Consider the following 16805-nt stretch of genomic DNA (forward strand, 5'->3'; position numbering starts at 1 on the left):
GCGGGGCCTCACCAATGCCCTCGGACGCCCTGCCGGGAGCCGGACACCGGCTCTTACGCCTCGTCCTGGACCAGCCGTTCCAGCATCGTCTGGAAGTCCTCGTCGACGACCACCCGCAGCCCGTCCCCGTCCGGCTCGCTCAGCCGGGTCATCGTGCCCTGGCGCCACCAGAAGACGTTCGGCGTGATCGCGCCGGCCGAGTCCTCGTGCCCGGCGGCGGCGAACTGCGCCATCGCCTGCAGCGCCGGTACGACCTGGGCGTCGTGGATGCAGTGGAAGGCGAGCTGGTGCCGGAAGGGCAGCGCCACGAGCGCCCCGTCGGGCGTCAGCGGCGCGCCGGTCAGCCGCTCGACCAGCTCGTCGAGGACCAGGACCCGGCTGGCGGTGAAGAAGGAGTCGCCCAGTACGACTTCGAAGGCCGAGCCGTCGCCGCGGCGCACCGTCTCGTGTCCCTCGACCGGCAGCGCCCGGAGGTTGTTCAGCGCCCGGATGCGCAGCTCGGCGACGTCCCCGATGTCCAGCAGCGAGTCCTCGCCGAGTATCTGCACGGCCTCGGGCAGGTCGAGTGCGAGGACCTCGCGCAGGCCAGGGGCGAGCGGGCGCGCGTACCGGAAGGAGTCGGAGGCGGGGAGGGAGTCCTCGGCGACGACGCGGGGGTAGAGCCGGGCCCGGATCTCGTCCTCGGGCATCGTCTCCATGGGCTGGGGGCCGTCCATCGTACGGAGGACCTTGCCGACGTGGTCCCGGACGAGCGCGGGCCAGGCGCGCTCGCCGCGGCGGTCGCGGTGGCAGACGGCGGCGAGGTTGCCGAGGCCGAACTGCCGGCCCGCCGAGTCGGCGACCATGCCGGCGTACACCGTGACCTCCAGGCCCTGCTCCGCGAAGGCCGCCCGCACCTGGCCGCGGAAGATTCCGCCCTCCCGTTCGGAGAAGAATCCGAACTCCTCATCGCGCGGGGTGTCGCGCGGATCCCGCTTCGGTCCGCGGCGGAACAGGCCCATCTCTCGCTCTTCCTCCCGGCGACGGCCATGAATGCGCCGATCGTAGCCGTTGGCCGGGGCACCTTCGACCGTGCGTGCCCGCCGTCCGGAGCGCGTTCTGGAGTACGTCCCGGGGCCCGTCGGCGGGCATCGGTACCGGCGGATTCGGGGCTTCGGGATGCGCGGCGGGCGACGGGGAGACAGCCTGGGGGTATGACCACACATCCGCCGGTGATCGTGTATCCGCCCACCGCCGGGGGGCGGCGGGTGACCATTCACGGCCAGATCGTCGGCCTCGCCCACGGCCGCGGGGACGTCGCCGAGTTCCTGCGCCGGGCCGGGCTGTCCGACGCCGACGAGATCCCGCTGGCCGATCCCACGCTCATCGAGTGGCGGGGCGGCGATCTGGACTACTGGCCGCGGGACGTGTGAGGACGGCGGACCGGGCCGTACTCCTCAGCGCTCCGTCCGCTCCCTGAGCGGGTCGAGGCGTTCGCGTACCCACAGCTCCACATCACCCACATGGCGGCCGGCCGCCGTGAAGGCCGCGAGGCTGTCGCGGGCGCGCAGCGCGGCGTAGATGTCCATGTGCTGCTGGTGGGTCCAGGAGAGTACGTCGGACTTGACCAGCGCACGCCAGATGCGGGCCCTGGCGGTCCGCTGGGTGACGGAGGAGACCAGGGACGACAGCGTGCGGTTGCCGGCCGCGGCGACGATGTCCGCGTGGAAGGCGAGGTCCTCGCGGACCAGCTCCTCGGGGTCCTGCAGGGTCCGCATCCGTTCGATGCGCTCCAGCAGGCGGTCCAGCGCCGCGTCGTCGATGCGGGTGGCCGCGAGCGCGGTGGCGCCGGGCTCCAGCACCTTGCGGCACTCCAGCATCTCCTCCAGGCCGGTGTCCTGGGCCAGGTCCAGGAAGCTGCCGATGGCGCTGAGCAGCCGGTCCGGGCGCAGGTCGGTGACGAAGGTGCCGTCGCCGCGGCGTACGTCCAGCACCCCCGCCATGGCCAGCGCGCGGACCGCCTCGCGGAGCGAGGGGCGGGACAGCTCCAGCTCGGCGGCGAGCACCGCCTCCGGGGGGAGGCGGTGGCCGGGCGCGAACTCGCCGCTCTCGATGCGCTTGCGCAGCCGGCCGATCGCCTCGTCGACGACGCTGCCGCCGCCGGTCCCGTCGCCGCGGCCCGGCCGTTCTCTCTTGGTGGGCATGGACGTCAGGATGCCACCCGGCCGCGGCCGCTCCAGACCGGGCCGTCCGGGTAGCGGTACTCCGCCAGCGTCGCGCGGCGGATCTGTGCGCTGTAGCCGGGGGCTTCGGGGACGAGGTAGCGCGAGCCGCGGATGCGGACCGGGTCGTGGAAGTGCTCGTGGAGGTGGTCGACGTACTCGATGACGCGGTTCTCCATGGAGCCGCTGACCGCGATGTAGTCGAAGAGCGAGAGGTGCTGTACGAGTTCGCAGAGGCCGACGCCGCCGGCGTGCGGGCAGACCGGTACGCCGTGCGCGGCGGCCAGCAGCAGGGCGGTGACGGCCTCGTTGACGCCGCCGAGCCGGCAGGCGTCGATCTGGCAGATGCCGATCGCGTCGGCCTGCAGGAACTGCTTGAACATCACGGCGTTGTGGGCGTGTTCGCCGGTGGCGACGTGGGTGGGGCCGATCTGCCGGGCGATGGCGGCGTGGCCGAGGACGTCGTCGGGGCTGGTGGGCTCCTCGAACCACCAGATGTCGAACTCCGCCAGCGCCTTGGCCCAGGCGACGGCCTCGTCGACGCCGAGGGTCTGGTTGGCGTCGATCATCAGGCGGCGGTCCGGGCCGATGATGGAGCGGGCGATGCGGCAGCGCCGGATGTCGTCCGCAAGGTCCGCGCCGACCTTGAGTTTGACGGAGTCCCAGCCCGCGTCGACGGCCTCCTGGCAGAGCCGGGCGAGCTTGTCGTCGTCGTAGCCGAGCCAGCCGGCGCTGGTGGTGTAGGCGGGGTAGCCGTGTTCGCGTACGTACGCCTCGCGCTCGGCCCGGCCGGGCGCGCGCTCCTGAAGCATCGTCAGCGCGTCCTCGGGGGTGAGCGCGTCCTTGAGGTAGCGCCAGTCGACCAGGTCGACGATCTGCTGGGGCGTCATGTCGGCGAGCAGCTTCCAGACCGGCTTGCCGACCTGCTTGGCGGCCAGGTCCCAGGCGGCGTTGACGACGGCCGCCGTGCCGAGGTGGATGGCGCCCTTGTCCGGGCCCAGCCAGCGCAGTTGGCTGTCGCCGAGCAGATGGCGGGAGAACGCGCCGAGGTCGCCGGTGATCTCCTCGACGGTCATGCCGAGCGCGCGCTCGCCGATGGCGCGGGCCGCCTGGACGGCGAGGTCGTTGCCGCGCCCGATGGTGAAGGTGAAGCCGTGGCCCTCGGGGCCGTCCGGCGCGTCGGTCTTGAGGACGACGTATGCGGCGGAGTAGTCCGGGGCCTCGTTCATGGCGTCCGAGCCGTCGAGGTCCTGCGAGGTCGGGAAGCGGATGTCGATCGTCTCGACATCGACGATACGGGCGGCGGTCATCGGCGCTCACTCCTTGTCCTTGGGTAGCGGCGTCCTTGGGTAGCGGCGCGGCCCAAGATGTCAGATGTCTGCGGTAGCGACCAGATGTTTCGCCGAAAAAAATTGCCGGTGCGCGGAGTATTGCCCGCTCATTGCGCGCCCTCTACGGTCCAGCGGTCAGATGTCTCTCCATGCACGGGAGGTCCGATGACCGCGGAGACCGTACGCCGCAAAGTGGCCAGACGCCTGCTCCCGCCCCTCTTCCTGATGTTCGTCCTGAGCTTCCTGGACCGGACGAACGTCGCGCTCGTCAAAACCCACCTCGCCACCGACGCCGGGATCGACGCGGCGGCGTACGGCTTCGGCGCCGGCGTCTTCTTCGTCGGCTACGCCCTCCTCGGCGTGCCCTCCAACCTCGTACTGCACCGCTGGGGCGCCCGCCGCTGGCTCGCCGTGCTGATGTTCGTCTGGGGCCTGCTGTCCTGCGCGATGGCGCTGACCTCCAGTCCCACCGGCTTCTACGTGCTGCGCTTCCTGCTCGGCGCCGCCGAGGCCGGCTTCTTCCCCGGCGTGATCCTCTACATCACCTACTGGTTCCCCGCCTCCGACCGCGGGAAGGCCACCGGCATGTTCCAGTCCGCCGTGGCCATTTCGAGCATCATCGGCAATCCGGTCGGCGGCTGGCTCATCGGGCTGCACGGCATGGCCGGACTGGACGGCTGGCAGTGGATGTTCCTGCTGGAGGGCGCGCCGACCGTGCTGCTCGCGCTCGCCGTGCCGTGGCTGCTCACCGACCGCCCCGAGGACGCGCGCTGGCTCACCGCCGAGGAGAAGGCGCTGCTGACCGCGCGCATCGAGGCGGACCGGCCGACGGAGGACGCGCGTCCGCCGCGCCGCATCCGCGAGATCGTCGGCGACAGCCGGGTACTGCGCCTGATGTTCGTGTACTTCGCGATCCAGATCGGGGTGTACGGGGTGACGTTCTGGCTGCCCGCGCTGGTCGGCCGGATCGGCGGCCTGGACGACGTCGGCATCGGCTTCGTCTCGGCGCTGCCCTGGGTGTTCGCGCTGCTCGGCGTGCTGATCCTGCCGTGGCTCTCGGACCGCAGCGGCAACCGGCGCGGCCCGCTCCGCCTCGCCCTGATCCTCACCGCGGCCGGCCTGGTCGGCGGGGCACTGCTGCCGCCCGTCCCGGCGGTCGCCGCGCTGTGCGTCGCCGCGTTCGGATTCCTGGGCGCCCAGCCGGTCTTCTGGACCGTGCCGCCGACGATCCTCAGCGGCGTTCAGATGGCCGGCACGATCGCGCTGATCTCCGGCTTCGGCAATCTCGGCGGCTTCCTCGGCCCGTACGTCATGGGCGTCGTCGAGTCGTCCACCGGCTCCGGCGCCACCGGACTGTACGCCGTCGCCCTGATCGTCGTCGCCGGCGCCGCGGTCGTCACCGGCTTCCGCTGGGCCGGCCTCCGCAACTCCCCCGCCACACCACCGCATCCCGCCAAGGAGGACATCACCGATGACCCGCATCGTGCGCTTCGCTGACACCACGGGCGCGGTCCGCACCGGCCTCGCGGACGACGCCGGCGCGATCCGCGCCTTCCCCGGCGCGCCGCGCCTCGCCGACCTGCTGCACCGCACCGCCGATGAACTGCGGGCGCTCACCGAGGAGACCGCCGCCCGTGCGCCGGACGCCGCCGGGTCCGACGTCCTGCTGCTGCCGCCGGCCGACGGGCTGACGGAGGTGTGGGCGGCCGGTGTGACGTACGAACGCTCGCGTGAGGCGCGGATCGCCGAGAGCACCGAGCAGTCGGTGTACGAGCGGATCTACGACGCCGAGCGGCCCGAGCTGTTCTTCAAGTCCGTGCCCTGGCGCGTGGTGACCGACGGCGAGCCGATCGCCGTACGGGACGACTCGCCCCTCAACGTTCCCGAGCCGGAGCTGGCGCTCGTCCTGAACCGGCACGCCGAGACCGTCGGTTACCTCGTCGCCGACGACGTCAGCTCCCGCTCCATCGAGGGCGAGAACCCGCTGTATCTGCCGCAGGCCAAGATCTACGCCGGCAGTACGGCCCTGTCGGCGGGCATCGTGCCCGCGTGGGAGATCGGCGACCCGTCGACCCTGAAGATCACCATGACCGTGCACCGGGACGGCGCGCCCGCCTACGAGGCCACCACCTCCACGGCCGCCTTCCACCGCACCCCGCAGGACCTCGTACGCCATCTCTTCCACGGCCAGCCGTTCCCGGACGGGGCGGTGCTCTCGACCGGTACGGGCATCGTGCCGGAGCTGGACTTCACGCTGGCGGACGGCGACGTGGTGGAGATCGTCATCGACGGCGTGGGCCGGCTGGCCAACCCGGTCCGCACCGGCCGGGCGGCGCTGGACTGGCTGAGCGAGTCGCTCGACGACCCGTGGGTCCGGCGGGCGCACCGGAGCGGCTGACGGCGGTGGCACGGTCCGGGGTCAGGCCCGGAGCACCGCCTGGGTCTGGGTGGTCTGGGCGAGGTGCCGGCCGTGGTCGTCGTGCAGGTCGGTCTGTACGACGATGCTGGTGCGGCCGGTGTGCAGCGGGCGCGCCGTCGCCCGGACCGTGCCCTCGCGCAGGGCGCGCAGGAAGTTGGTCTTGGACTCCAGCGTCGTGGTGGTGGAGTCCGGCGGCAGGTTGAGGAAGGCGCATACCGCGCCGACGGAGTCCGCCAGGGTCATCAGCGCGCCGCCGTGCAGGGCGCCGCCGAGCGTCGTCAGCGCGGCCGAGTGGTCCAAGTGCCCTACGACCGTGGCGGGTTCGGCCGAGTCGAGACGGACGCCCAGGGTGACGGCGAGCGGCATGGATGCCAGTAACTGGTCGGTGGTGTACGCGGGGTGGACCGTCATGGCATCGGACTCCAGTCTCCAGGTTCCAGGGCATCGTCACCGGGCGATCGTCCACACCGGACGGTCAGATGGTAACGGCCGGCGGTCCAAAACGGTCTTGCTCTTCCGTGAATCGGGCTTCTGCGGGGGCGAATTGGAGCTCCTCGGCCACCACGTCCCGGCCGCCGAGCCACATGCCGAGCGCTTCGGCCGTACCCCGTACTTCGGGGCCGCTGCCGAGCGCCGGCAGGCCCGCGGTGGTGGGCACCACGCGGTGCCGCAGCAGGCGCCTGTTGTGTTCGAAGCTGAGCAGGACGCCTTCTTGGAAGACGGCGCGTTCCGCGGCGCGCGGCAGGCGGCGGACGCGGCCGAGCCCGCGCAGGACGTCCTGGTGGTGGACGGCGAGGTCGCCGAGGAGGAACGCGGCGGCGCACCGGCCGAAGAGGGAGGGGCGGGCCGCCCAGCGGCGTCCGGCCGCGGTCAGTTCCGCGCGGCTCATGGTCCGTCCCGCGCGCACCTGCGCCGCGTTGGTCCGGTCGATCCACAGCCCCTTGGCGAGATAGTCGCCGAGCCGGTCCGTGCCGGTCACATGGGCGAGTACGTCCCGCGGCGCCCAGCCGGCGCACAGGGTCCTGCCGCGCTCGAACTCCGCGTCGGTCAGGCTCTCGATCGTGTCGAGGAAGCCGGCGCGTTCCCGGCGGAGTTCCTCTTCGGCGGGCAGGCGCACCGTCGGCCTCGCTTCCGTGATCGTCGTGGGGTCCGGGCCATTGTGCGGGCCGCCCCTGACGGCACGCTGACGTCCCGCTGACGCCGCGGGCCCGTGCCTCCCCGCACCTGGTCACGCCCTTCGGGCGCAAACCTCGGTACCGCGGTTGGCTCATGTTCCCCTGTACCGAATCACCCGGCTTGAGCGGGATTCGGCGAGGCGTCTAGTGTGCGCACGGTCCGGAAGCACGGCACCCCCACACTCTCTTGCACGGAGAAGGTTCATGCCCCGTTCCGACCACCGTCCCCGACCCGACGCCCAGCCGCTGTTCCGCCTTCTCGGGCCACTGGAGGTGGGGCGGGGGCCATGTCCGCTGCCACTCCGGGCGGCCCGGCAGAAGCTCATTCTGGCCACCTTGCTGCTCAGCGCCGGCCGCGTGGTGCCGGTGGCGGGGCTGATCGAAGCAGTCTGGGGTGAACAGCCGCCGAACACCGCCCGCAGCCAGATCCACATCTGCATCTCGCAGTTGCGGCACAAGCTGGCCGACGCGGTGTACGACGGCCGCCGGATCGAGACCCGGACGTACGGCTACATACTGCGTGCCGAGCCGGGCGACCTGGACGTGGCGGTGTTCCGGGAGCGGGTGGCGGCCGCCGACCTGGCCGCGGCACACGGCCGGCCGGAACAGGCCGCCGGGCTCTACCGGGCCGCGCTCGGCCTGTGGCGGGGGCCCGCCCTGTCCGGCCTCGCGGGCGACGCGGCGGGCAGGGCCGCGGCACAGCTGGAGGAGGAGCGGATCGCGGCGGCCGAGAAGCGGATCGAGCTGGAGTTACGGCTGGGCCGGCACCGGGCGCTGGTGCACGAGCTGACCGGTCTGGTGGGCGATCACCCGCTGAACGAGCGGCTGAGCGGCTACCTGATGACGGCGCTGTACCGGTCGGGGCGGCAGGCGGAGGCGCTGGCGTCGTACCAGCGCGCCCGCCACCGTCTCGCGGCGGAGCTGGGCCTCGAACCGGGCCGGGAGCTGCGCGCGCTGGAACGGGCGATCCTCCGGCAGGAGGACGTGCCGGCGCTGTAGACGCGCCTTCTGAAGGGCGGTCCGGGCGTGGTCCCGGACCGCCCTCACGTCCTACGCGGGAGCCACCGCCAGTACCGCGTTCTGGCCGCCGAAGCCGATGGAGTGGGAGAGGGCGAGCCCGATGCGGCGGGGGGTTGGGGCGGTGGCGAGGTCGAGGTCCAGACCGGGGTCGGGCCGGTCGAGGTTGGCGGTCGGCGGCACCAGCCCGCGTTCCACCGCGAGCACGGTGTACGCGGCCTCCACCGCACCGGCCGCGCCGATCAGGTGCCCGGTGACACCCTTGGTCGAGGTCACCAGCGGGCCGCCGGGCAGGACCCGGCGCACCACCGCGGCCTCGGCCGCGTCGTTCAACGGGGTCGACGTGCCGTGGGCGTTGACGTGCGCCACCTCGTCCGGGGACGCGCCCGCGTCGGCGAGCGCCGCCCGCACCGCGGCCTCGATCCCCCGGCCTTCGGGGTGCGGGGCCGTGATGTGGTGGGCGTCGGCGGAGCCGCCGTATCCGACAACGCGGGCGCGTACGCGTGCCCCGCGGGCCCGTGCGTGCTCCGGGCGTTCCAGGACCAGCAGCCCGGCCCCCTCCCCCGCCACGAAGCCGTCACGGTCGGCGTCGAAGGGGCGCGAGGCCCCGGCCGGGTCGTCGTGGCGCCGCGAGAGGGCACCCATCTGCGCGAACCCGGCGACGGTGAGCGGGGTGACGGGGGCCTCGGCGCCACCGGTCAGGACGATGTCGCAGCGGCCGAGCGCCAGCAGGTCCCGGGCCATGCCGATCGCGGCGGTGCCGGACGTGCAGGCGGTGCTGACCACGAGGTTGGGGCCGCGGGCGCCGCACTCGATGGCCACCTGGCCCGCCAGCATGCCGACCGGATGCATCGCCAGCAGCAGGGGCGAGACCCACTGCGCGCCCTCCTCCCGCAGCACCTGGTGCTCGCGCTCCGCGGTGGCGGGTCCGCCGAGGCCGCAGCCGAGGACGACGCCGACCCGGGTGCCGTCCCAGTCGGCGGGATCCAGGTCGGCGTCGGCGAGGGCTTCGCGCACGGCCACCAGCGCGAACTGCACGCAGCGGTCCAGGCGGTGGGCGCGGCGCGCCCCGAGGAGGGCGGCCGCGTCGAAGCCGGGGACCCGGCAGGAGAGCCGTACCGGTACGCCGTCCAGCTCCGGGTCCAGGGCGGCGGCGGGCTTCGCGGCACAGACGGTCTCCCAGTTCGCTTCGGTACCGATGCCCGCCGGGGAGACGAGCCCGATACCGGTGACGACCGCGTCGGCACCGGGCATCAGAGCGTCGCCCCCCGCTCCTCCATGAGCCGGACGATGTCGCCGACGGTGCCCGCCTCGGCCAGCGTGTCGTCGCTGATCTTGATGCCGAGCTCCTTGTCCAGGACGAGGGAGAGCTCGACGACGGCCAGGGAGTCCAGCTCGATGGCCTCGGGCGTGGCCTCCATGGTGATGAGGTCCGCCGGCACTTGGAGCTTGCCGGCCAGGATCTCCTTCAGCTGTTCGAACATGGTCGCTCCTCGGGAGTCGTGGGCGGTGGGGAGTCGTGGGCGGTGGGGAGTCGTCGGTAACCGGAGGCCGTACCCGGGCGCTGAGCGGCCGTCAGTCCCCGGGGGTCACGTCCGGCCACACCAGGGTGGTCGCGCCCCAGGTGAGGCCGCCGCCGAAGGCGGTCAGCAGGAGCCGGTGACCGGGCCTGAGCCGGCCGTCCCGGGCGCTGTCGGCGAGCAGCAGGGGCACGGAGGCGGCGGCGGTGTTGCCGGTGTCGGCGATGTTGCTGAGCTGCCGTTCGGCGGGGATGTCGAGTTCGGCGCCGAGCGCTGCCTGGATGCGGGCGTTGGCCTGGTGGGCGGCGAGCCGGTCGACGTCGCCGGTCTTCCAGCCCGCGGCTTCCAGCGCGGCGCGCGAGGCATCCGCCATGCGCTCCACCGCCTGCCGGAAGACCTCCCGGCCGCGCATGCGGAAGTACTCGCCGCCGGGGGCGGGCGGGTGGCCGCTCTGCCGCTCCCGGGAACCACCGCCGGCGATCTTCAGCAGTTCGCCACGGGTGCCGTCGCTGCCGAGGACGACGCGACCGACGGCGCCCGGCTCGTCCGGCGTGCCCGCGCGCAGCACCACCGCGCCCGCCCCGTCGGCCAGGAGCGCCGCCACCGAACGGTCCTCCGGGTCGACGACCGTGGTCAGTACCTCGGCACCGATGAGCAGGACGCGCCCGGCGAGGCGCCCGGCGATCATTCCGGACGCGACGCCGAGCCCGTACACGAAGCCGGAGCACATCGCGCCGAGGTCGAAGGCCGCCACGTCGCCGAGGCCCAGCCGTGCGGCGACCTCCGGTGCGGTGGCCGGCGCCTGGTGGTCCGGCGTCATGGTGGCCACCAGCACCGCGTCCACCGTGGGCGACCCCGCGGAGCGCAGGGCCCGCCGGCCGGCCGCCACCGCCAGGTCGGAGGTGGCCGTGCCGCGCGGGGCGACCCGGCGCCGGGCGATGCCGGTCCGGGAACGGATCCACTCGTCCGTCGTGTCCAGGCGGGCGCTGAGGTCGTCGTTGGTCAGCACGCCGGGCGGCACGTGGCCGCCCACTCCGGCCACGACCGCCGCGGGCGCGTCGGCCCGGGTCAGCTGGTCACCGTTCACCGTTCCCCCTCAGCCCTCTCCGCCCAGTACCGCGACGGCCTCCGGGAGCCCCATGTGGACCAGGCGCACCTCGGCCATCTCGTCCGTCCAGCGCCCGGCCATCTCGTACCGCTCCTCGGGGGTGGTGTCGAGCATGCGGCGGCCGGGCCAGATCTCGTAGTCGCCGACCACGTCCGCGTGCTGCCGCATGCCTTCCTGGAAGAGCTCTTCGCGGGCGAGGACGTACTCGGCGTCGGGCAGGTCGTCCCACAGCTTCCGGCCCTCGCGCAGGATGTCCAGCAGCCGCGGCCGGTACTCGGGGTGGGCGGCGAGGTGGTCGCGGAGGATCGAGCTGCCGACGGTGAGGTGGCGGATCTCGTCGATCGCCGCACCGCGCGAGATTTCCCCGGCGGCCGGGTCCAGCCGGTCCCATTTGCGCTCGCTGAGCTCGGCGGCGGGCGCGAGGACGCCCTCGACGATGATGGTGAAGACGGCGACCCCGCCCGCGAAGTCGGCCCGGTCACGGACGACTTCGAGGCAGTACTGCTCGATGGGGCGCAGCACCCGGGTGCGGTAGTCGGCGGACATGTCCTGGATGTCGTCCAGCAGCGTGCGGGCGGGTGAGCCCAGTTCCACGAGGTGTTCGCGGAAGACCCGGGCGTGCCTCGCCTCGTCCAGCAGCTGGGTGGCGTAGAACTCCAGCTCCGCGATGCCGGGGGCGTGGGCGACGTAGTATCCGAGCGCCCGGGTGGCCATCTCCTCGGCCACCGAGCGGTAGCCGAGTTCGAGGGTGAGCGCCTCGCGCAGCGGGCCGGGCTCCTTCATGTACGGGGGTACGGGCGCCTCGTCGGCGTGCCCGGTGACCGCGCGGCCGCGCAGGGTGCCCTGGGCGACGTGGCGGAGCCAGTACGCGAGGTCGCACTGGTCGGCGGTGAGGTCGAGGGTCTTGGCCCCGTCGAGGAGTCCGGGTGCGGTGTCCCAGTCCGCCGCGGGTGTGGCGTCAGTCATCGTGGGGTGTCCTCCTGTGGTGGGCGCGGACCGGTCCGCCGGCCGGGGCCCGCACGGCGTCGGGGGCCGGGACCCTGGCACCCGCGCCGCGGGGCCGCAGGGCGTCGGCCAGCCGCTGGTACAGCGGCTCGGGTTCGGGCTCGAAGCGCAGGGCGAAGGGTTTGAGGAAGTTGCCGAACAGGCCGCGGTCGCCGCACAGGTGGAGCGGCAGCGCCAGCAGGGCCCACTCGGGGCGCACCAGCCAGCACCAGAGCGCGGCGACGGCGCCGGCGGTGAGCAGGCTGTGCATGGTGTTGTAGAGGATGTAGTAGATCTTGGAGATGCGTTTGTCGGGGCTGCGGCGGTACGCGAGTGCGCCGGGCAGGTAGCCGATGACGTCGATGTACGCGAAGAGGAGCAGCGCCGGGAGCCAGCGGATCTCGTCGAAGTGCAGCACGATCAGGACGATCGTCACGGCGAGCCCGGCCAGGTACTCGGCGCGGTGCAGCCGGAAGGTGGTCCGGGTCTCGAAGGGGTTGGCCTGGTCCACCGGTCAGTCCCCCGCGCCGAGCGGCTGGGCCTCGTCGTGCGCGGCGTCCGGCCGGGCCGCCGCGCCGAGCCGGACGCCGGCGAACATGCCGTTGACGGCCCAGCCGACGGTCTCCTCGATGACGCGCGCGGCGATCGGGTCGAGGATGCCCGCCATGCTGGGGATGCCGAAGCAGAAGCCGGCGTCGAAGCGCAGGGCGCAGTCCGGGCCCGCCTGCCTCAGCAGCCAGCTGCCGGACAGCTCGTCGAAGTCGCCTTCGGTCTGCCGGAAGGCGATGTGCAGCCGCTCCCGGTCGTAGGTCTCGCTCTCCGTCCAGCGCAGCAGGCCGCTGCGGAAGTACAGCTCCCAGCTGGAACTGCCCTGTGGCCCCGGCGGTCCTTCGTGGACCACGGCCGAGCGCACGTGCGGGGTCAGCTCGGGGTAGCGCTCGAAGTGGAGTACGGCGTCGAAGACGGCCTCGGCGGGGACGTCGGGGATGAGTGCTTCCACGGTCACGTGCCGCATGTCAGCTACCGCCTTTCCGGCATCCGGGCAGCGTGCTCGACCAGGTCGCGGGTGGCCCCGTCGAAGGCGGCCAGGAGATGCTCCACGTCCGCGTCGGTGAGCACGGCGGGCGGGGTGAACCGCACCACGTTGCTGCCGTTCATGGAGTGGTTGGCCACCACACCGTGGTTGAAGAGTTCGATCAGCAGCTCGCCCGCGAGGCCCGCCTCCACCAGTTCCACTCCGATGAGCAGCCCCCGGCCGCGTACCTCGGTGACCAGGTCCGGGATGTTGCGGGCGGCGATCTCGGTGATCCGCGGCAGCAGCCGGGCGCCGAGCGCGGCGGCGCGCGGGACGAGGTCGTCCTCCTGTACGGCGCGGATCGCGCCCTGGACGGCGGCCATGAGGAGCGGGGCGCCGGAGAACGTACCGGTGTGCAGGTAGGGGTCCTTGTCGAACGGCCGGAACGCCTCGCGGGTGGCGATCGCGGCGGAGACCGGGACGACGCCGCCGCCCAGCGCCTTGCCCGCGACCAGTACGTCCGGCACCACCTCCGCGGCGTCGGCGCCCCACCACGTGCCGAGCCGGCCCAGTCCGGTCTGCACCTCGTCCAGGACGAAGAACCCGCCGTACTCCCGGCACAGTTCGCCGACCCGGCGGAGGTAGCCGTCCGGCGGGATGATCACGCCGCCCTCGCCCTGCACCGGTTCGACGATCACGCAGACCTCGCCGGGGCTTTCGGCCAGCTCCTTCTCCAGGAGGTCGGCGTCCCCGTACGGGACGTGGCTGACGCCGTCCAGCAGAGGGCGGAACGGCCGCTGGTAGAGGTCCTTGCCGGAGACCGACAAGGCGCCGAGCGTCTTGCCGTGGTAGCCCAGGTGCGTGGCGACCACCTTCCGCCGGCCGTTCGCGCGGGCCAGCTTCAGCGCGGTCTCCACCGCCTCGGTGCCGGACAGCGAGAAGTGCACGCGGTCCAGGCCGGCCGGGGTCACCGCGGCCAGCGCCTCGGCGGCACGGGCGACGGCCGGCTCCAGGAGGATGCGGGTGCCGACGGGGTGCACGCTGAGCTGGCGGCGTACCTCCGCCATGACGGCGGGGTGCCGGGCGCCCATGAGGAACACGCCGTAACCGCCGCAGTTCAGGTACCGCTCGCCGTCGCTGGTGGTCAGCCAGGCGCCGGACGAGGCGACTTCCATGCGACCGCCGAACAGTTCGGCCAGGGTCGCGCGGCCCTTGCTCAGGTGGGCCCGGTACAGGCGGAGGATCTCCGCGTCCGTACCGGTACCGGGTAACGCGGGAGCGCTCACGGGCGGTTGCTCCTCGATGTCGTCGGCCGGACCGGTGCGCCGGTCGGGCCGGGCGGTCCACGGGACATGGCCGTGCGGCGGCCGGTGGGGATGCGCTGTCACAGTGGCACGGGCACCTGACGGATCGCTGACGGCTGCCTGATCCGCGCCCGGCGACGGGCCCTCCGGGCCGGAGGCCAGGGCCTCCTCGGTCCACGCACGCAGTTCGGCCGCGGTCATCTCCGGCAGCCGGGGCAGCGCGTCGGCGACACCGGCCGGCCCGCCGAGCGCACGGAACTTGGCGCGTACCAGGTCGGCGTGGTGGGCACGGGTGTGCGGCCCCGCGGCGCCGTACGGGATCAGCAGTTCGCGTTCGGCGGTGCGGCCGTCGGTGAGGCGGACGGTCACCCGGGCGCCGGTGGCCTTGGCGGATCCGGCGAAGTCGGCGGCGGGCGGCGCCGGTTCGCCCGCCAGGCGGACCAGGTCGTCGCCGCCGAACTCGCGCAGCCACGCCGCGGCCGCCGGTCCCGCCTGGCGCAGCGCCTCGCCGAACGGCGCCTCGGAGGCCAGGAGTTCCCGTGTCAGGCCGGGGTCGTGCCGCAGCCGTACCTTGCCGGCGACGGCGCGGCGTACCGGGTCGTCGGCGGCCGGTGGTACCAGGTCGGCGACGGTCAGCCGTCCCGTGAGCAGCGCGGTGGCCACGGGATGGCCGATGTCCAGGACCAGGGCGCCGAGGGGCCGCCCGGGCCCGTCGAGGTAGCGGCGGGCGCGCTGCCCGGCGAGGACCGTGTAGAGGGACGCCTCCACGAGGACGTCCTCGACGGCGGCGGCGTCAGGGGCGCCCAGGTCGTGGTGGAGGTCCAGCGCGCAGTCCACGGCCGCGTCGATGCCGGGCCCGCCGGGGTGCAGCTTGTACGAGAACGTCTCGGTGTGCCAGCGCGTGCCGAGTCCCGCGGTGACCGCCTCGGGCAGCGGTACGGTCGCGAACCGGCGCAGGAAGCCGTCCGGGTGTTCCAGCAGGTCGGGCGCGCCGGTGAGCCCGGCGGCGGCCGCGTCGCAGGCGTCCATGGCGGTACGGACCGGTCCGAAGGCGTTCAGGACGCGGGCGTCGCTGGCGAGGAACGCGCGCATCAGCGGCCAGGGCGGCTGCGCGTACGCGAGGCCGAGCGCGGCCGTCCACCGGGCGGCCGGGGCGCGTTCGCAGTGCAGCCGCCCGGCGACCGCGCCGGCGAGGTGGGCGTGCAGCGCGGTCTGGCCGCGCAGCGGGCCGAGCGTCGCGGCGGCGGTGATGCGGGCCGCGCACTCGTTGGCCGCGACGACGGCGGTGAGCAGCGCGGGTCCGTCCAGCCGCCGCGCGTGGGCGTAGGCGAGGGGCACCGCGACGGTGGAGTTGGACAGGTGCCCGGCGTAGGCGGTGTCGTCGAGGTTGAGAAAAGAGCCGAGGCCGGCCAGTACGGCTGCCGCCTGCCGCGGGTCGCTCTGCAGCGGCGGCCCGAAGGCGGCCGCCAGGCGCCGGCCGAGCGGATGCTCCGCGCCCGCGCGGACCGCGCCGAGCTGGGACAGTACCTGGCTGGCGGCGCGGCGCAGCACACGTGCGGGCACCGCGTCGGGCGTGAGCCGCGCGGCCCAGCCTGCGAGGTCTTCGAACAAGGCCATGGCGGTACCTACTTGCCCTGCTGTCCGTGGGGGGCTGCCCAGACCGGCAGCGCTCCGGGCAGCACGTCGAAGGTGGCGGTGGTACCGATGCGGTCGCGCAGCTCGCCGTCGTGTTCCAGGACCAGGCGCTCGCCGTCCAGCCGCTCCAGGACGATCCGCCGCCCGCGGCCGTACGCCGCGCCCGGCAGATCCAGGTGGCGGCCGTCGCGGGCGAGCGTGGGCAGCAGGGCCGGGTCGGTCCGGCCGCTGACGACGCAGACGTCCAGCAGTCCGTCGTCCACCTCGGAGCGGGGCAGCAGGAGGTACTGGCCCGCGCGGTAGCGCCCGCCGCCGACGCCGGCCAGCACGGTCGGGCCTTCGGCCAGTACTGTGCCGTCGACGGTGACCCGGCCGGGGTAGGGGCGGAAGTCGGCGGCCGCCTCGGCCAGCAGGCGCGCGTAACGGGCGCGGCCCGCGCCGGGCGCCGGAGTGCCGTTGGCCTTCGTGCCGTTGGCTGCTGTGCCGTTGGCCTTCGTGCGGACCGCCGTCAGGATCTGGGCGCCCAGCCCCGTGCAGGAACCGAGCAGCACATGGCCACCGGTCTCGGCGAGCAGGGCGAGGTCGATCCGGCGTACCGCCGCCCGGCCGCCGAGGACCATCGACACCGTGTCCTGCCAGGGCCGGTCGTCCCAGAACATGCGGTAGCCGGAGTTGGCGCTGCCGCCGGGGATCATGAGCAGCGCCGCCGGGGAGCCGTCGCCGTCCTGCCCGAGCAGGCCCTCGGCCGTCTCGTGCACGGTGCCGTCGCCGCCCACCGCCACCACCAGTCCGGGGCGGTTTCCGACGGGCCCTTCGGTCAGGGCGCGGCGTACGGCGGCGGTGGCGTCGCCCGGTCCGGTGGTGCGGTGCACCGTCACCGAAGCGAGCTGTTCGCGGCAGCGGGCGGCAAGGTGGTCGACCAGTTCGGCGGAGTAGCCGCCGGCCGCGGGATTGGCCACGACGAGGGCACGCGGCGGGCAGGGAGAGGAATTCACGGTAAGCAGCCTGGCCCAGCGCACTGACCGCTTCCTGACCTTCTCCTGATATTCCCCTGACACTTCACTGACGAGGTCTCAATTCCCGTTCCTCGGCCCGG

At 73.6% G+C, this 16805-nt stretch carries 17 protein-coding genes and 1 pseudogene; 4 read left to right on the plus strand and 14 right to left on the minus strand.

Going from position 1 to position 16805, the window contains the following annotated elements; all coding sequences use genetic code 11:
- Nucleotides 1-53: 53 nt before the first annotated feature.
- Nucleotides 54-1001: a hypothetical protein gene (locus IF04_RS0123745; RefSeq protein ID WP_030261469.1), complete on the minus strand. Its 948-nt coding sequence runs from the start codon at nucleotides 999-1001 to the stop codon at nucleotides 54-56.
- 192 nt (nucleotides 1002-1193) lie between these two features.
- Between IF04_RS0123745 and IF04_RS0123750 the strand changes: the two genes are divergently transcribed.
- On the plus strand, nucleotides 1194-1412 hold the full coding sequence (locus IF04_RS0123750) for a hypothetical protein (RefSeq protein ID WP_030261471.1): 219 nt from the start codon (nucleotides 1194-1196) through the stop codon (nucleotides 1410-1412).
- A gap of 24 nt (nucleotides 1413-1436) precedes the next feature.
- Here the strand turns inward: IF04_RS0123750 and IF04_RS0123755 are convergent, their stop codons facing one another.
- Nucleotides 1437-2183: a FadR/GntR family transcriptional regulator gene (locus IF04_RS0123755; protein WP_051831499.1), complete on the minus strand. Its 747-nt coding sequence runs from the start codon at nucleotides 2181-2183 to the stop codon at nucleotides 1437-1439.
- A gap of 5 nt (nucleotides 2184-2188) precedes the next feature.
- The gene (locus tag IF04_RS0123760) at nucleotides 2189-3511 is read right to left on the minus strand and encodes an enolase C-terminal domain-like protein (protein WP_030261476.1); all 1323 of its coding nucleotides are present in this window, start codon (nucleotides 3509-3511) and stop codon (nucleotides 2189-2191) included.
- Between the two features lie 186 nt (nucleotides 3512-3697).
- On the opposite strand from IF04_RS0123760, the gene IF04_RS0123765 reads away from it, so the two are divergent.
- Complete coding sequence (locus IF04_RS0123765; RefSeq protein WP_051831500.1) at nucleotides 3698-5029, plus strand: MFS transporter; 1332 nt, start codon at nucleotides 3698-3700, stop codon at nucleotides 5027-5029.
- The gene (locus IF04_RS0123770) at nucleotides 5004-5930 is read left to right on the plus strand and encodes a fumarylacetoacetate hydrolase family protein (protein WP_030261480.1); all 927 of its coding nucleotides are present in this window, start codon (nucleotides 5004-5006) and stop codon (nucleotides 5928-5930) included. Before IF04_RS0123765 ends, IF04_RS0123770 begins: the two co-directional genes overlap by 26 nt.
- 21 nt (nucleotides 5931-5951) lie before the next feature.
- Here the strand turns inward: IF04_RS0123770 and IF04_RS0123775 are convergent, their stop codons facing one another.
- Nucleotides 5952-6362 carry a PaaI family thioesterase gene (locus IF04_RS0123775; protein WP_030261481.1) on the minus strand — a complete coding sequence of 137 codons (411 nt, stop codon included), beginning with the start codon at nucleotides 6360-6362 and terminating at the stop codon, nucleotides 5952-5954.
- A gap of 64 nt (nucleotides 6363-6426) precedes the next feature.
- Entirely contained in the window at nucleotides 6427-7068 is a 642-nt protein-coding gene (locus IF04_RS0123780; RefSeq protein ID WP_063829517.1) for a maleylpyruvate isomerase family mycothiol-dependent enzyme, read from the minus strand.
- Nucleotides 7069-7330: 262 nt separating this feature from the next.
- Between IF04_RS0123780 and IF04_RS0123785 the strand changes: the two genes are divergently transcribed.
- Nucleotides 7331-8125: an AfsR/SARP family transcriptional regulator gene (locus IF04_RS0123785; RefSeq protein ID WP_051831501.1), complete on the plus strand. Its 795-nt coding sequence runs from the start codon at nucleotides 7331-7333 to the stop codon at nucleotides 8123-8125.
- 51 nt (nucleotides 8126-8176) lie between these two features.
- Here the strand turns inward: IF04_RS0123785 and IF04_RS0123790 are convergent, their stop codons facing one another.
- From IF04_RS0123790 to IF04_RS0123830, 9 genes and pseudogenes are all read right to left on the minus strand, one after another.
- Nucleotides 8177-9397, minus strand: coding sequence for a beta-ketoacyl-[acyl-carrier-protein] synthase family protein (locus IF04_RS0123790; RefSeq protein ID WP_030261489.1), 1221 nt, complete (start codon nucleotides 9395-9397; stop codon nucleotides 8177-8179).
- Complete coding sequence (locus IF04_RS0123795; RefSeq protein ID WP_030261491.1) at nucleotides 9397-9627, minus strand: acyl carrier protein; 231 nt, start codon at nucleotides 9625-9627, stop codon at nucleotides 9397-9399. Before IF04_RS0123795 ends, IF04_RS0123790 begins: the two co-directional genes overlap by 1 nt.
- Before the next feature lie 91 nt (nucleotides 9628-9718).
- A complete protein-coding gene (locus IF04_RS0123800) occupies nucleotides 9719-10750 on the minus strand; it encodes a beta-ketoacyl-ACP synthase III (RefSeq protein ID WP_245654485.1) in 1032 nt (343 codons plus the stop codon).
- 9 nt (nucleotides 10751-10759) lie between these two features.
- Nucleotides 10760-11737 (minus strand): ferritin family protein, encoded by a 978-nt coding sequence (locus IF04_RS0123805; RefSeq protein WP_030261496.1) that lies wholly within the window; start codon nucleotides 11735-11737, stop codon nucleotides 10760-10762.
- Complete coding sequence (locus IF04_RS0123810; RefSeq protein ID WP_030261498.1) at nucleotides 11730-12266, minus strand: hypothetical protein; 537 nt, start codon at nucleotides 12264-12266, stop codon at nucleotides 11730-11732. The genes IF04_RS0123805 and IF04_RS0123810 overlap by 8 nt, the downstream gene beginning before the upstream one ends.
- Before the next feature lie 3 nt (nucleotides 12267-12269).
- Nucleotides 12270-12770, minus strand: coding sequence for a type II toxin-antitoxin system RatA family toxin (locus tag IF04_RS0123815; protein WP_063829518.1), 501 nt, complete (start codon nucleotides 12768-12770; stop codon nucleotides 12270-12272).
- A 5-nt stretch (nucleotides 12771-12775) separates the two neighbouring features.
- Nucleotides 12776-14056: an aspartate aminotransferase family protein gene (locus tag IF04_RS0123820; protein WP_030261782.1), complete on the minus strand. Its 1281-nt coding sequence runs from the start codon at nucleotides 14054-14056 to the stop codon at nucleotides 12776-12778.
- A 969-nt stretch (nucleotides 14057-15025) separates the two neighbouring features.
- Nucleotides 15026-15691 (minus strand): annotated as a pseudogene (locus IF04_RS40280) (MmgE/PrpD family protein); the annotation flags it as partial.
- Between the two features lie 8 nt (nucleotides 15692-15699).
- On the minus strand, nucleotides 15700-16704 hold the full coding sequence (locus tag IF04_RS0123830; RefSeq protein WP_030261503.1) for a diacylglycerol/lipid kinase family protein: 1005 nt from the start codon (nucleotides 16702-16704) through the stop codon (nucleotides 15700-15702).
- Nucleotides 16705-16805: the final 101 nt, after the last annotated feature.

The sequence above is a fragment of the Streptomyces violens genome (assembly GCF_000717745.1).
GTDB lineage: Bacteria > Actinomycetota > Actinomycetes > Streptomycetales > Streptomycetaceae > Streptomyces > Streptomyces violens.

Coding starts and splice junctions, on each gene's coding strand:
- IF04_RS0123745 (WP_030261469.1), bottom strand. CDS start 1,001: ATGGGCCTGTTCCGCCGCGGACCGAAGCGGGATCCGCGCGACACCCCG.
- IF04_RS0123750 (WP_030261471.1), top strand. CDS start 1,194: ATGACCACACATCCGCCGGTGATCGTGTATCCGCCCACCGCCGGGGGG.
- IF04_RS0123755 (WP_051831499.1), bottom strand. CDS start 2,183: ATGCCCACCAAGAGAGAACGGCCGGGCCGCGGCGACGGGACCGGCGGC.
- IF04_RS0123760 (WP_030261476.1), bottom strand. CDS start 3,511: ATGACCGCCGCCCGTATCGTCGATGTCGAGACGATCGACATCCGCTTC.
- IF04_RS0123765 (WP_051831500.1), top strand. CDS start 3,698: ATGACCGCGGAGACCGTACGCCGCAAAGTGGCCAGACGCCTGCTCCCG.
- IF04_RS0123770 (WP_030261480.1), top strand. CDS start 5,004: ATGACCCGCATCGTGCGCTTCGCTGACACCACGGGCGCGGTCCGCACC.
- IF04_RS0123775 (WP_030261481.1), bottom strand. CDS start 6,362: ATGACGGTCCACCCCGCGTACACCACCGACCAGTTACTGGCATCCATG.
- IF04_RS0123785 (WP_051831501.1), top strand. CDS start 7,331: ATGCCCCGTTCCGACCACCGTCCCCGACCCGACGCCCAGCCGCTGTTC.
- IF04_RS0123790 (WP_030261489.1), bottom strand. CDS start 9,397: ATGCCCGGTGCCGACGCGGTCGTCACCGGTATCGGGCTCGTCTCCCCG.
- IF04_RS0123795 (WP_030261491.1), bottom strand. CDS start 9,627: ATGTTCGAACAGCTGAAGGAGATCCTGGCCGGCAAGCTCCAAGTGCCG.
- IF04_RS0123805 (WP_030261496.1), bottom strand. CDS start 11,737: ATGACTGACGCCACACCCGCGGCGGACTGGGACACCGCACCCGGACTC.
- IF04_RS0123815 (WP_063829518.1), bottom strand. CDS start 12,770: ATGCGGCACGTGACCGTGGAAGCACTCATCCCCGACGTCCCCGCCGAG.